Source organism: Kitasatospora sp. NPDC001539 (assembly GCF_040298565.1).
In the GTDB taxonomy this organism is placed as follows: Bacteria; Actinomycetota; Actinomycetes; order Streptomycetales; family Streptomycetaceae; genus Kitasatospora.
The window spans coordinates 1-12542 of record NZ_JBEPAK010000207.1; the positions used below are offsets into that span (position 1 = coordinate 1).

Annotated in this window: 14 protein-coding genes; 5 read left to right on the plus strand and 9 right to left on the minus strand. The window is 76.3% G+C overall.

The features are described from left to right. Positions 1-92 precede the first annotated feature (92 nt). Positions 93-545: a pyridoxamine 5'-phosphate oxidase family protein gene (locus ABT247_RS25740; RefSeq protein ID WP_350746456.1), complete on the minus strand. Its 453-nt coding sequence runs from the start codon at positions 543-545 to the stop codon at positions 93-95. Between the two features lie 137 nt (positions 546-682). On the opposite strand from ABT247_RS25740, the gene ABT247_RS25745 reads away from it, so the two are divergent. Further along, entirely contained in the window at positions 683-3544 is a 2862-nt protein-coding gene (locus tag ABT247_RS25745; protein ID WP_350746459.1) for an ATP-binding protein, read from the plus strand. 24 nt (positions 3545-3568) lie between these two features. Here the strand turns inward: ABT247_RS25745 and ABT247_RS25750 are convergent, their stop codons facing one another. Continuing rightward, positions 3569-4045 carry an iron chaperone gene (locus ABT247_RS25750; protein ID WP_350746461.1) on the minus strand — a complete coding sequence of 159 codons (477 nt, stop codon included), beginning with the start codon at positions 4043-4045 and terminating at the stop codon, positions 3569-3571. Positions 4046-4417: 372 nt separating this feature from the next. Beyond that, positions 4418-4600: a hypothetical protein gene (locus ABT247_RS25755; RefSeq protein ID WP_350746464.1), complete on the minus strand. Its 183-nt coding sequence runs from the start codon at positions 4598-4600 to the stop codon at positions 4418-4420. Between the two features lie 138 nt (positions 4601-4738). Here ABT247_RS25755 and ABT247_RS25760 point away from each other — a divergent pair, with 138 nt between their 5' ends. Continuing rightward, positions 4739-5179, plus strand: coding sequence for a nuclear transport factor 2 family protein (locus tag ABT247_RS25760; RefSeq protein WP_350746467.1), 441 nt, complete (start codon positions 4739-4741; stop codon positions 5177-5179). Positions 5180-5207: 28 nt separating this feature from the next. Here ABT247_RS25760 and ABT247_RS25765 read toward each other — a convergent pair whose 3' ends face one another. After that, entirely contained in the window at positions 5208-6152 is a 945-nt protein-coding gene (locus tag ABT247_RS25765; protein ID WP_350746469.1) for a hypothetical protein, read from the minus strand. Between the two features lie 304 nt (positions 6153-6456). On the opposite strand from ABT247_RS25765, the gene ABT247_RS25770 reads away from it, so the two are divergent. Beyond that, positions 6457-6696 (plus strand): hypothetical protein, encoded by a 240-nt coding sequence (locus tag ABT247_RS25770; RefSeq protein ID WP_350746471.1) that lies wholly within the window; start codon positions 6457-6459, stop codon positions 6694-6696. 16 nt (positions 6697-6712) lie between these two features. Here ABT247_RS25770 and ABT247_RS25775 read toward each other — a convergent pair whose 3' ends face one another. The 4 genes from ABT247_RS25775 to ABT247_RS25790 form a co-directional block, all read right to left on the minus strand. Continuing rightward, positions 6713-7753, minus strand: a complete 1041-nt coding sequence (locus tag ABT247_RS25775; RefSeq protein WP_350746473.1) for a hypothetical protein — start codon at positions 7751-7753, stop codon at positions 6713-6715. Positions 7754-7827: 74 nt separating this feature from the next. Further along, complete coding sequence (locus tag ABT247_RS25780; RefSeq protein ID WP_350746476.1) at positions 7828-8094, minus strand: hypothetical protein; 267 nt, start codon at positions 8092-8094, stop codon at positions 7828-7830. Between the two features lie 81 nt (positions 8095-8175). Continuing rightward, positions 8176-9390, minus strand: a complete 1215-nt coding sequence (gene fabV, locus ABT247_RS25785; RefSeq protein WP_350746478.1) for an enoyl-[acyl-carrier-protein] reductase FabV — start codon at positions 9388-9390, stop codon at positions 8176-8178. A gap of 242 nt (positions 9391-9632) precedes the next feature. Then, positions 9633-10682, minus strand: coding sequence for a hypothetical protein (locus ABT247_RS25790; RefSeq protein ID WP_350746481.1), 1050 nt, complete (start codon positions 10680-10682; stop codon positions 9633-9635). 164 nt (positions 10683-10846) lie between these two features. Here ABT247_RS25790 and ABT247_RS25795 point away from each other — a divergent pair, with 164 nt between their 5' ends. Then, the gene (locus tag ABT247_RS25795; protein ID WP_350746484.1) at positions 10847-11314 is read left to right on the plus strand and encodes a universal stress protein; all 468 of its coding nucleotides are present in this window, start codon (positions 10847-10849) and stop codon (positions 11312-11314) included. 133 nt (positions 11315-11447) lie between these two features. Here the strand turns inward: ABT247_RS25795 and ABT247_RS25800 are convergent, their stop codons facing one another. Beyond that, complete coding sequence (locus ABT247_RS25800; RefSeq protein WP_350746487.1) at positions 11448-11831, minus strand: hypothetical protein; 384 nt, start codon at positions 11829-11831, stop codon at positions 11448-11450. A 145-nt stretch (positions 11832-11976) separates the two neighbouring features. On the opposite strand from ABT247_RS25800, the gene ABT247_RS25805 reads away from it, so the two are divergent. Further along, entirely contained in the window at positions 11977-12387 is a 411-nt protein-coding gene (locus tag ABT247_RS25805; protein WP_350746490.1) for a YybH family protein, read from the plus strand. Positions 12388-12542 lie beyond the last annotated feature (155 nt).

Below are 12542 nucleotides of genomic sequence, written 5' to 3' on the forward strand. Positions count from 1 at the left end.
GCCGACGGCGCCGGGGCGGGGCAGCGGCGCAGTCCCCCCGGAGACCGGAGCCGGGAGGGGCCGGACCTGGACGGGCCCGGGCGGCGCCTGGATCACACCAGCCAGCGGCCGTCGCGCATCAGCTCCCGCCCGCGCAGCTCGTCCGCCTCCCGCCAGGCCTGGATCCGGCGCGGGGTGATCCGGAACCAGAGGTAGGAACCGGCCGAGGTGCGCGGGTCGAAACCGGTGCGGGCGGCGAACCGGTCCCCGGTCTGCGCGGGCAGCGCGTCGATCCGGAGCACCTCGACGTGGCCGTCGATCACGGTGACGTCCCGGGTGGGCCCGAGCGCCAGCCGGGCCGTGCGGGCGGCGGCCAGGTTCCGGCCGGTCGGGCTGCCGGCCGGGGTGGCCAGCAGCAGCGCCTCGCCGTCCCAGTCGAAGGACAGCGGCACCAGGTACGGCAGGCCGTCCGGCGAGGCGCTGGCCACCCACAGGTCGACGTCCCGGGCGAGCCGCTGCTCGGTGTCGTGGCGCCGGCGGGCCCGGGAGCGGGGTTCGGTGGTCATCGGTCGCTGCTCCTGTTCGTCGTGGTCGATCCTGCGGCCCCGCCCTCGGGGCCCGATCGCTGTGGTCACAGCCTCGCCCGGGGCCGGTGCGGGCCGCCTCCGTGCCGGCCACGGAAGCCGCCACGGATAATGAGCGGGTGTCAACTCCACGGATATCGGCTCGGGAAGCCGATGTGCTCGCGCTCCTTGGGGACCACCTCAGCAACGCGGAGATCGCCGGGCGGCTGTTCATCTCGGTGCGCACGGTCGAGTCGCACGTCTCCTCGCTGCTGCGCAAGCTCGAGCTTCCGGACCGGCGGGCGCTGTCCCGGCGCTCGACCGACCTCGCCCGTGCCGCCCGGCCGCGCCCGCCGGTCGCGCTCCCCGCGCCACTGACGCCGTTCATCGGCCGGGTCCGCGAACGCGCGGAGCTGGCCCGGGCGGTGCGGACGCACCGGCAGGTGACGGCGGTCGGCCCGGGCGGAGTGGGCAAGACGCGGCTCGCGCTGGCCGTGGCGGCCGAACTGGCCGCTGACTTCGCCGACGGAGTGTGCTTCGTCGACCTCGTCCCCGTGACCGGGGCCGGTCGGGTGGTCCCGGCGGTCGCGGCGGCCCTCGGTGTGGGCGAGCAGCCCGGACACGGCCTGGACGACACCCTGGTGACGGCCCTGGCGGACCGCGAGGCGCTGCTGGTGCTGGACAACTGCGAGCAGGTGCGGGACGGCGTGGCGCCGTTCGTGGAGCGGCTGCTGACCGCCTGTCCGCGCGTCCGGGTGCTCGCCACCAGCCGCGCCCGGCTGGTGGTGCCGTTCGAGCGGGCCTTCCCCGTCCTGCCGCTGTCCCGGGAGGGCGGCGACGAGTCGGATGCCGTGGCCCTGTTCATGGACCGCGCCGCGGCCGTCGGCTGGCCCCCCGGGCCGGCGGTGAGCGACGGGGTCGTGGCCGTCTGCGAACGGCTCGACGGCATGGCGCTCGCGATCGAGCTCGCCGCGGCGCGGTGGGCCACCCTCGGCCTCGACGGCCTCACCGCCGGCCTCCGCGACCAGCTGCGGATGCTCACCGGCGGTGCCCGCGCGGACGGCCGGCACCGCTCGGTGCGCGCCGTCCTGGACTGGAGCCACGACCTGCTGGAGCCCGCGGACCAGGTGCTGCTGCGCCGGGTGTCGGTGTTCGTCAAGCCGTTCACCGCGCGGGCGGCCGCGCGGGTCGCCGGGTTCGCCCCGCTGGATCCGGCCGCCGTCGCCGACGGGCTGGGCCGGCTGGCCGACCAGAGCCTGCTGACCGCCCTGCCGTCCACGACCGGCACCCGGTACCAGGCGCTGGAGACCATCCGCCAGTACGGGAGCGAGAAGCTCGCCGAGGCCGGCGAGACGGACCGGGCCCGGTCCGGCCACCTGGCCTGGTGCCTGGCCCGCGCCACCGCCCTCACCGGCTCCCACGGCGGCTCCCCCGGCGGCTCCGACGACGGCGCCGCCCCGGCCGGCTCCGCCCCGCACGGGCCCGGGAGCGCCGACGCGCGCGCCCGCTTCGACGCGGTCGCGGACGACCTCCGGGCCGCCCTCGCCTGGGCCGCCGAGCAGCCCGGGCACCGCGCGGACGCCCACCGTCTCGCCGTGGCCCTCGCGGAGCTCGCCTTCACCCGCAACCTGCTCGGCGAAGCGCAACAGCGGTACGAACAGGCCGCCCGGCTCGCCGAAGGCCCGGCCGCCGTGACGGCGCTGCGGAACGCCGCCGGAGTGGCCGGGTGCCGCAGGCTCGGGGAGGACGTCTTCCGACTGCACCGCGCCGCCGCCGAGGCCGCCCGGCGCGCCGGTGACACCGTCGGCGCCGCCCGGGACCTGGCGGCCGCCGCCACCGCCGCGTACCGCTTCTCCAGCACCTTCACCCGGATCCCCACCGCCGACGAGGTCGCTCCCCTGCTCGCCGGAGCACGGGCCCTGGCCGCCCCCGGCGACCGCGCCGCCGAGGCGGCCGTCGCACTGGCGGAGGCGGCGGTACTCGCCGACGCCTACGGCGCGGTCCAGGGCGACGCCGACAACACCGCCGGGGAGACCGTCGCGTACGCCGAGCGGGCCGTCGACCTGGCCCGGCGGGCCGGTGATCCGTTGGCCGAGTCCGCGGCCCTGGACGCGCTCTCGGGGGCGAGCAGTTGGGCCGGGGACGCCTTCGGCGCCGCGGAGGCCGCCCGACGCCGGATCGACCTCCTCGCTCCCCTTCCGGCCACCCCGGCCGGCACGCTGGAACTGGTGGACGCCCTCGCGATGGCCGCCGGGAACGCCCTCGGCGTCGGCCGGCTGCCCCGGGCCCGCGAGTGGGGCCGGCAGCTCGCCGAGCATCCGCTGCTGGCCGAGGCCGGGCACCACGCCACGTCCTGGCTGCTGGTCACCGAGGCGTTCGCCGGCCGCGCCGACGCCGTCCTCACCCTCGGAGCGCGGTTCCTCGACGCCTGGGAGCGCAGCGGCCGGCAGCGCTCGTTCGTGCTCGGACCGGCCGCCGCCTCGGTCGCGATGATCCACGGCCTGCGCGGCGACGACGCGGCCCGGGCGCGCTGGCTGGGCGTCGCGGACCGGGCCGGCCCGGCCCTGGACCACCGGCACGGCCACGGTGCGGTCCTCGACGCGATGGTCCTGCTGCACCGCGGTGACGCGGAGGCGGCCCTGCGGCGCCTCGCGCCGGAGCCCGACGAGGTGTGGAAGTGGGTGTGCTGGGTGTGGCTGCACTGGTACGTGTCCCTGCGGGCCGAGGCGTCCGTCCTCACCGGGCATCCCAAGGCCCAGGACCGGATCGACGCGGCCCGGAGCCGGACCGCCGGCAACCCCGTCGCCACCGCCCAACTTGACCGGGCGCAGGCCCTGTTGGACGGCGATCTGGCGCGCCGGCCGGCCGTTGCCGCGGCGTTCGAGGCGGCGGGCTGCCCCTACCAGGCGGCCCGCACCCTCCTGCTGGCCGGCGGGGACCACGCCCGCACCGGCCGCCGGGCCCTCACCGGTCTCGGTCTGCTGCCCGGGGCGGTCGGGTAGCCGCCGCGGGGCGGCGGCGCCTCCTCAGCCGACCGCCCGCTCCACCAGTGCGGCGATCCTCTCCGCCACCTCCGGCGTCACCTCGGTCAGGGCGAATCCGGCAGCCCACATCGGGCCGTCGTCCAGCTTGGCCAGGTCGCTGAAGCCGAGCGTGGCGTAGCGGGCCTTGAACTTCTCCGCGCTCTGGAAGAAGCAGACCACCTTGCCGTCCAGCGCGTAGGCGGGCATCCCGTACCAGAGCTTGGGGGCGAGCGCCGGGGCGGCGGCCGTGACGACGGCGTGCACGCGCTCGGCCATGGCCCGGTCCGAGTCCTGCATCTCGGCGATCTTCGCGAGGACGTCCCGTTCCGCCTCCGCCGCCTTGTCCGCCCGCGAGCCGCGCCGCGCCGCCTTCTTCCGCTCCTCCGCGTGGTCCTTCATCGCGGCCCGCTCCTCGGCGGTGAAGCCCTCGTAGGTGCCGCTCGCGGTGCTGGTGCTGGCGCTGGTGCTGGTGCTGGTCATGACCTGTCCTCTCGTCGTGCCTCGGGTGTCCGGCCCGCCGTGTCCCGACGGCCGTGGCCACACTCTCGCCCGGCCGCGGTACGGAGCGCCTCCGTGCTGACCACGGAAAGCGCCACCGATGTCCCCGGACCGACCCGGTCGGCGGTGAGGCCCGTCCCGCCGGGCCCGCCCCCGCGGCCGGCTTCGGGGCGTGCTCAGGGCATGCTCGGGACGTGCTCAGGGCGCCGCCGGTCGGGCCGCAGGCCGGCGAAGGCCACCTCGCCGACCGCTGCTGGCGAGGAGCCCGGCGAGCTGGGCCCGCATCTGCTCGGTCGACTCCCGCACGGAGGCGTGCACGTCCACCCCGGCCTCGGCGAGGGCGCGGATCAACTCCTACTTGCCCGCGGACCGTTCGACGACCAGGCGGAAGCCGGCGAAGAAGGCCCCGGCGGGTTCGGCCTCGGCGGTCGGCACGCCGACGCCACGGTCGGCGAACACCTCGGTGGCGGGGTCGAGCAGCCTGGCCCGGTTGCGTGCGGCGTCCGCGCGCAGCGGCCGTTGCGCGGCCTCGCGCATGCCGGTCTCCTCCTGTCCGCAGCGGTCGCGGACGTACCCGTGGACAAGACGTACCCGTGGACAACCGGAGCGGTCAGTCCGTACCGTTCGAGCGGAGTCGCCGGTCCGGTTCCGGCGACGCGGTCCCGGGGGTTGATCATGTCCGAGACACCTTCCCCGCGCGAGGTCTTCCTCGAGCTGCTGGACGGCATCACCGAGGGGCGGTTCGCCGACCTGGCCCGGCTCTACGCCGAGGACGCGGTGGTGGAGACCGTGTTCCAGCCGGTCGGCCCGCGCCGGTTCGAGGGGCGGGCCGTGCTCGCTGAGCGGTTCGAGCAGATCGGCACCCACTCGCCGCTGGAGCTGCGGGCGCGGAACGTGGTCGTCCGGGAGACCGACGACCCCGAGGTGATCGTCGCCGAGTACGACTACCGGGTGCTCAACCGGGGCACCGGGCGCACCGTCGAGGCCGCCAACATCCAGGCGCTGCGGGTCCGCGACGGGCTCATCGTGCACAGCCGGGACTACCACGACCACCTGGCCCTCGCCGTGGCCGCCGACGGCCTGCCCCAGCTCGTCGCGGCGCTGGAGGCCGGGTAGCGGCGCTGGAGCCGGGTGGCGGCGCGCCTCAGGCCAGGCCCTTGGCCTGCCAGTACGCGAAACGCTGGAGCGGGTCGCCGTCGAGCGACCACGGCCAGGCGGTGACGGTGTCGCCGATCGCCTGGAAGGTCTCGCCGGCCTCGCGGACCCGACCGGCCTGGACGAGGGCGTAGGCGAGCAGGTTGAGGTCGGCCAGCGCCGCCGCATGGCGCAGGCGGCCCTGGCGCGGCCAGACGTTCAGGGCCGCGTCCAGCGCTCCGGTGGCCCGGACGTGCGTCCACTGGCGGCGGGCCATCAGTCCCTCGACGCCGCCCTTGGCCGTCGTCCGGGCGTACTCGTCGACCAGGGCGGTCAGCTCGACCCCCACGACCGGCGCGGCCGGTGGCATCGAGGCCCGGAGCGAGTCGACGAAGTCCAGCTGGCCGCTGCGCGAGCCGCACTCCTCCGGCGACAGGTACCGCAGCATCTGCAGGCAGGCCTCGCGGTTCCACGGGTCCCGCGCGGCCACCTCCGACCAGACGGCGAACACCTCGCGCGACTCGGCTCGGATCAGGCGCAGCATCGCGAGCAGCACCACCCAGGGCCCGGGGTCGGCCGGCTCGGCGTCGGCGGCCCGGTAGCACTGGTCGGCGGCGGCCCGGGCGTCCTCCATGCCCCCGGCCTGCCGGCCCCGGACCAGCTCGACCCAGGCGTCGAAGACCAGCGCGTCGGTGCTGCGCTGGCGGCGCCGCCGCCAGGACCGGGCGAACGCGGACGGCGCGGCCGCCTCGGCGAGCACGGCGAACCGGTGCCCGCGGCGGTCCCAGTCGGCACCGGCCTCCTGGAGCAGCCGCTCCACCTGGTCGATCTGGACGTCGTCCACCCCCAGCCGCCCGGTGGACTGCAATTGCCGCCGCACGCGGCCGAGTTGGACGTCGTCCAGCTCCGGCCGCAGACGCGGCCCGGAAGCGCGGAGCCTTCGGAATATCGACACGCGCCGCAGCGTAGGACCCGGGAGGGAATTCCGGATAGCCCCCGGAGTCAATCGTTATTCAAAAAAACGACAGCCGGACGCCGCGGCCTTTTTTCGAGAAATGTGATGGCGCATCAGTAACAAGCGCGGTCCGGGCGGGAATTCCCCCCACCCGCTGCCCTGAGCACCGGCACCCGCCCGCCGGGGCGCGAGGAGGCCGGGCGCGGTGGGCAGGCTCAGCGGAGCCGGTGTTTCGTCCCCGGAGGATCGGTGAGGCGCACCTGCCGGGGGGACCGGAAGCGGCCCGGAGAACGAGGGAGTCGGCATGCCGAACGAAGGTGATCCCCCGGCCCGGCGATTCGCGGCCACGTCGTTCGCCGGGCTGTTCGCGCTCACGGCGGTGGTGCTCGCGGTCCTCGCCGGCGTGGTCAGCGACGACACGGAGACGACCGTGTACTGCGCCGCGGCCGCGCTCCTGTTCGCGCTCCTCGCGCTCGGCACCGCTGTCGAGCGGGTGGTCGTCCGCCGCCGGGCCCGGAGAGCGGACGATCGGGCGGACAGCTGAGACCGGCCCGACCGCGTCAGGATCCGTCCGTCCGGCCGCCGCCGGTGGCACCGTCCGCGGCCGCCACCCTGTCCTCCGCTTCCCGTAGCCGCCGGGTCGTGTCGGCGACCCGGGTGGCGGCGGTGTCCCGCTCGGCCTCGCACCGGGCGAGTGCGGCGGCCGCGGCCTCGCTGCGCTGCTGCGCCTGCCGGAGTTCGGCCCGCACCTTCTCGACGCGGTGCTCGGCCCGCTCGCGGTCGGCGGCGAGCTGCTCCGCCCGGCGCGTCAGCCGGTCATGGTCCCGCACGGCCGCCCGGTGCTCCTGCTCGGCCTCGGCCCGGGCGGCTCGGGCCTGTGCGGCTTCGGCCCGGGCGGCTTCGGCCCGTGCGGCTTCGGCCCGTGCGGCTTCGGCCCGGGCACGGCGGCGGGCCTCCTGGTCGGCTGCCGACCGGTGCGGTTCCTCCGCACGCGCCGCCCGCGCCGGCCGGGGCCGGGTCGTTCGCCCGCGCTGCTGCGCTGGCTGCTGCTCCGGCTCCGGCTCCGGCTCCGGGGCCGCTGTGACGTCCGGCAGCACGGGCAGGCCCGAGGTCTGCCGGATGCCGGTGGTGAGCCTGCCGGCGGCCAGTGCGGCCGCCGCGCCCTCGTCGGCGGAGGCCGCCCGCAGGCTCTCCTCGATCTCGCGCAGCTGCCCCTCGGCCAGGTCGACGCCGCCGGCGGCGGCCGCTTCGCGGGCCCGGGAGGTCAGCGCCGTGACCACCCGGTGGCGTCGGGCGGACAGCTCCCGAAGGCTGGGCCCGGCCAACTCGGCCTGCGCCCGCCGCAGGTCCCGGCCCAGGTCGAGGTACGCGCCGAGCTCCGCAGCGTGATCGCGCGCCAACCGGTTGAGGGCGTACGCGGCGACCGTCGGCCGGTGCAGGACCTTGATCCGGGCGGCGAGGGCGCGGTCCCCGGCGCGCCGGGCGTCGGCTGCGGCCTGGTCCCTGGCCCGGGTGAAGGCGGAGGGCGCCAGACCGTAGAGGCCGTCCGCGACGGTGTCGAAGTCCCCGCCCGCCCCACCCGCCCCGCCCGGCGCGTCCACTCCGCCCGCTCCGCCTGTTCCACCCGCTCCACCCGCTCCACCCGCTCCGTCCTGGCGGGCCCGCGGCCGACCGCTCACAGCGCCCGGAGCGCCGCCTCGCAGGCGCGGCAGCGCCGGTCCGCGAGCGGCAGCGGGTACCAGGGATCGCCGGGGCGCATGGCGCGGTAGTGAGAGTGCTCCATCTCGTCGGTGTCGAGACCGCACAGCGTGCGTTGCAGCGGGTCCTCGGGCGCGTCGGGGTCGGCGCCCGCGGCGTGCACCGCGAGCACCACCGGCTCCACGCCGTCCGGGCCGAGGGCCTCGTCCTGCTCCAGCTCGAACAGGACGATGATCGATGCCATGAGTCGAGGATCGGCCGGTTCCGCTCCCACCACACGCCGGGTGGGCCTTCCGGGGGCCTCGGACCGGCACCATCAGCCGCCTCAGCGGGTGTGGTCGGGCCAGGGGACGTCGGTGGCCACGGCGGTGGTGTAGTCGACGCCCGGCACGGAGAAGCCGTACAGGCGCTCGACCTCGGCGCGGAACCAGTCCAGGTCGGCGAGGCCCGCGACGGTGGCGGTGGTGGCGGCCTCCCAACGCTGCGCGACGGCCGCCTGGACGTCGTCGGCGAGTTCCCAGCCGTCCAGCCGGATGCGCCCCTCGTCGTCCGTGGCGAGCGGGGCCGCCCCCGTCAGCTGGTCCCACAGCTCCGCCAGTTGACGGATCGGCGGCACCACACCCGCACCGAGGACACCGCGCAGCAGCCCGGTGTACAGGGCGATGCCCGGTATGGCGGTGGAGGACTGGGTGACGGCGGCACCGTTGACGGAGGTCACGGCCCGCCCGCCCACCGCCGCGCCGAGGCGCTCGTTCAGGCTGCGCGCGGTGGCCTCCAGGTGCGCCTTGGCCGCTCCGATGGTCCCCTGCCGGTAGATCGCCGCCGTCAGCGGCGAGCCGATGTACGTCAGCGCCGCGGTGGTGAAGCCGGCGGCGAGCAGTCCGCGGCCGGCCAGGTGGTCGATCCAGCGCTCCCAGTCCGCGCCGCCCATCACGGCGACGGTCTGCTCGACGTCGTCGCCCTCGGCCGGTGCGGTCTCCACCTCCCGGACCTCCGGAGCGCCCCGGTCGTCGAAGACGAGGGTCTTGGTGCGGTCGGCCCGGCCGATCGGCTTGAGGACGGTGGCGTACGTGGTGCCGGTGGCGGGGTCGGTGCGGCGGGGCGCGGCCACGGAGTACACCAGGTAGTCCAGGCTGCCGCCGAAACGCCGCTCGATGAGGTCGGCGACCTGTTCCTTCGTCGCGTCGGAGAACGCGTCGCCGTTGAGGAAGACCAGGTCGCGCCCCTCGGCGCGGGCGAGCTCGGCGGTGGCCGCGGTGCGGTACCACCCGGCGGTGGCGGTGCGCCGCTCGGTGGGGGCCTTCTCGAAGGACACCGCGATCCCGCGGATGCCGGCGCGCTTGAGTCCGGCGAGGGTGGCCGCGAGGCCGTACCCGGCGGAGGAGCCGATGATCAGCGCGACCGGCCCGGCGCCCTCCGGCACGCCGGTGGGCTCCGGGCAGGAGCGCCACATGTCGGCCACCAGGTGCCGGCAGCCCGCGGGGTGGGAGTCGAGGAAGAGGAAGCCCCGGTTGCGGGGGTCGATCACGCGCTCGGTCACGGTGGCGGTCCTTGGGTCGGTCGGCGGTGCGACGACCGGTCGGCCGCCGCGCCCTGCCAGTCTGTTGCCGTCGTGATCAGGGCAGGACCGGCGCCGGGGACAAGGATCGCCAACCGATCTTGGAGTGTTCCGCCAGGTCCGACGACCGGGTGGCGACAGCCGCCCGAGGGGGCTCCCGGTGGCGCGGGTCGGCGCGCTCCGGTAGGGGACGGCGTCGCCGCCCCCGTACCGGCCGTCGGGCCTCAGGCATCGACCACCAGCGTGAGCACCAGGACGGCCTCCAGCTCCGGGTGGTAGCGGTAGTGCAGGGTGACCGGCCGGTGGTGGCGCTGCTTGGGGTTCAGCTCGACGACGTAGTCCTCGGTGGAGGCGTCCGGGCCCGGGCTCGGTCGGCCCGACCGCGGCGCCCCGGTCAGCTCCTTGCAGGTGAGTTTGACCGAGCCGAACTCCACCGGGCGCAGTACGTTCCAGATCTGGTCCCCGGCCTGGTCCGAGAGGGCGACGAAGACATCGCCGCGCTCGCCCTGGCCGGCCTGGATCCTGGCCCGCAGTTGGGCCGCGGACTCCTCCGGGGAGAGGAGGCCGGGGACGCCGGACCCGTCGGCCGAGTCCTCCTCGGAATCCTCGGAGTCCTCGGACTCGTCGAACTCCTCGAGTGCCAGGTCGACGTCGACGGCGAACTCCTCGTCCACCTGCTCCCGCAGCGCCAGCAGCATCCGCCGGGCCTCCTCGGCCCAGGCGCCGCCGAGCTCGTGGAGGTGCTCGGCACGGGCCAGCTCGTTCTCCCAACCGTCGTTCGCCAGGTCCTCGCGCCGGATCACCTCCGCGGCCTCGTCCCGGAGTTCCGGATCGGTCTGGGCGAGGGCCAGGGCCGCCGTCCAGCGCAGTTGGGCGGCGCGGTACCGCGAAGGCTGACCGGTCTGCGGGTCGGCTATCGCGCCGCGCAGTGCGCCGACGGCCTCGTCCCGGTACTCGGGCCCGAGCGCGGCGAGCGCCAGCGCGGCCTGGATCCGCTGCTCGTCGAACGCGCCCGTCGCGCTCGCCGGTCCGCGCAGGCGCTCGGCCACGGCAGCACGGTGCGGTGCGGCGTAGTCGGTCATCGCCTCGGCGATCTCCTCGGCCCACAGCAGGGAGAGCTCCCGGTCGAGCAATGTGCGGGTCGCGTACTCCTGCTCCTCCTCACCGGCCCGGCCCAGCGCCCGGACTGCCGCCGCCACCTCCGTCCAGGGCGTGGCCGCGTCCCCTACGGTCCGGCGCAGGGCGGCCGTGTCGCGGCCGGTGGGTCGATCCATTGCTGCTCCTTCACTCGGTTGCGCGCCGCAGTCTAGGAGCAGCCGCCGACAGCCGGGCCCGTCACCGCTACGGCCGACGGACCGCGGATTTCCCGGCTGCGTCACCCGAGTGCCGGACCGTACTGGCCGCAGCCCCGGTCGACCCGCACCGTGGTGGAAGAGCGATGACCGACAGGACGGTACAGATGGACGCGAACGACTCGGTTCCCCGTGTCGTGGTCGGCGTGGACGACTCACCGGCGTCACACGCCGCGCTGCGCTGGGCGACCCGGCACGCCCAGCTGATCGGCGGTGTGGTGGAGGCGGTGGGCGCATGGGAGCCGCCGAGCCACTTCGGCTGGTCGGCGCCCGTGGTGGACCACACCTTCGACCGGGAGCTGGCGGAGCGCCGGTTCGCCGACGGACTCCGAGCCGCGCTCGACGGGGAGCAGCCCGTCGAGGTCCGGCAGGCGATGGTGATGGGCGATCCCTCCGACGTCCTGTTGGACGCGGCCCGGGGCGCCGAGGTGCTGGTGGTCGGCAGCGACGGCCGCGGCGGGTTCACCCGGGCGCTGCTCGGTTCGGTGAGCACGCGCTGTGCGCAGCACGCCGGCTGCCCGGTGGTCATCGTCCGCGCCAAGCGGCAGGACTGAGGCCCCGACCGCCGGGGCTCCGCACAGACAGGGCTCGGTACAGACAAGGCTCCGTACCGTCAGGGCTCCGTACCGTCAGGGCCGCGCACCGCCGGGGCTCCGCACCGCCGGTGCCGCTGACGGCCCGGGCTCCTCACGGCTCGGTCGGCTCGCCCGCGTCCCCGCCCCGGACCGCCGGTCCGCCCTCCGCGGGCAGTTCGCGCACCGGGAGCCCGGCGGCGTCGCGGCCTGGCCCCGCGCAGGCGCACAGGACGGCGAACGAGACGGCGAGCGCCAGCGCCCAGCCGCCGGTGAACGCCCAGAACAGCGGCTCCGCGGACGCCCGCAGGCCGACCGCCAGCAGGGCCACGGAGAGGGTGATCAGCGCGAGCACGGTGCGCGGCCGCAGCCCGCTGGTGACGTCCCAGGCCCGGCTGCGCAGCCGCAGGCAGAACCGGCGGACCGCGGTGTCCGGCCGGTGGCCGCTCCGCCGGTCGTGCTCGGTGCTCAGCGGCGGTATCGGCTCCTGCCGGTCCATCGTTGGTCGTCTCCTCGTGCGGCCGTCCTCATGATCCGGCGGGCGGTTACCCCGGAAGAAGGCTTCCTAACGCAACGGGACGGCCGGGGGCGCGGCCGGGCCTCTGCCGTTGCGGGGAGGGCGCGGGCGGCGCAGCATCCTGACCATGGCCACGAGCGACGAGAAGCAGATCGAGGACCTCATCCGGAGCTGGGTCGCGGCCGTGCACGCGGGCGATCTCGACGGGGTCGTCGCCGACCACTCCTCGGACATCGTCATGTTCGACGTGCCGCCGCCCTACGAGGGCGTCCTCGGCATCGACGCCTACCGGGCCGCCTGGCCGCCGTTCTTCGAGTGGCAGGCGCAGGGCGCCGTCTTCGAGCTGGAGTCGCTCCGGGTCACCGCCGGCCCGGACGTGGCCTTCGCCCACGCCCTGCTGCGGTGCGGCACCCGGCAGGACCTCGACGAGCGGCCGGCCCAGCGGCTGCGGCTCACCGTCGGGTTGCGGAAGGAGGGCGGACGCTGGCTGGTGGCGCACGAGCACCACTCCTTTCCGCTCCCGGGCACCGCGCGGTGAGGCGGACTGGCCGGACGGCGGGGTGCCGGGCCGCCGGGTGCGGGGCCGCGGAGCCGGGGCCTGCACAGGCCGGGCCGGGCCGGGCCGGGGCCGTCCGGCCGCGGCCCCGGCGCCCCCCCCCCCGCGGTGGCGGGCCCCCGCGCCGCCGGCCGGCC

Coding starts and splice junctions, on each gene's coding strand:
- ABT247_RS25760 (WP_350746467.1), top strand. CDS start 4,739: ATGTCCGAGACACCTTCCCCGCGCGAGGTCTTCCTCGAGCTGCTGGAC.
- ABT247_RS25755 (WP_350746464.1), bottom strand. CDS start 4,600: ATGCGCGAGGCCGCGCAACGGCCGCTGCGCGCGGACGCCGCACGCAAC.
- ABT247_RS25780 (WP_350746476.1), bottom strand. CDS start 8,094: ATGGCATCGATCATCGTCCTGTTCGAGCTGGAGCAGGACGAGGCCCTC.
- ABT247_RS25795 (WP_350746484.1), top strand. CDS start 10,847: ATGACCGACAGGACGGTACAGATGGACGCGAACGACTCGGTTCCCCGT.
- ABT247_RS25800 (WP_350746487.1), bottom strand. CDS start 11,831: ATGGACCGGCAGGAGCCGATACCGCCGCTGAGCACCGAGCACGACCGG.
- ABT247_RS25750 (WP_350746461.1), bottom strand. CDS start 4,045: ATGACCAGCACCAGCACCAGCGCCAGCACCAGCACCGCGAGCGGCACC.
- ABT247_RS25740 (WP_350746456.1), bottom strand. CDS start 545: ATGACCACCGAACCCCGCTCCCGGGCCCGCCGGCGCCACGACACCGAG.
- ABT247_RS25790 (WP_350746481.1), bottom strand. CDS start 10,682: ATGGATCGACCCACCGGCCGCGACACGGCCGCCCTGCGCCGGACCGTA.
- ABT247_RS25805 (WP_350746490.1), top strand. CDS start 11,977: ATGGCCACGAGCGACGAGAAGCAGATCGAGGACCTCATCCGGAGCTGG.
- ABT247_RS25770 (WP_350746471.1), top strand. CDS start 6,457: ATGCCGAACGAAGGTGATCCCCCGGCCCGGCGATTCGCGGCCACGTCG.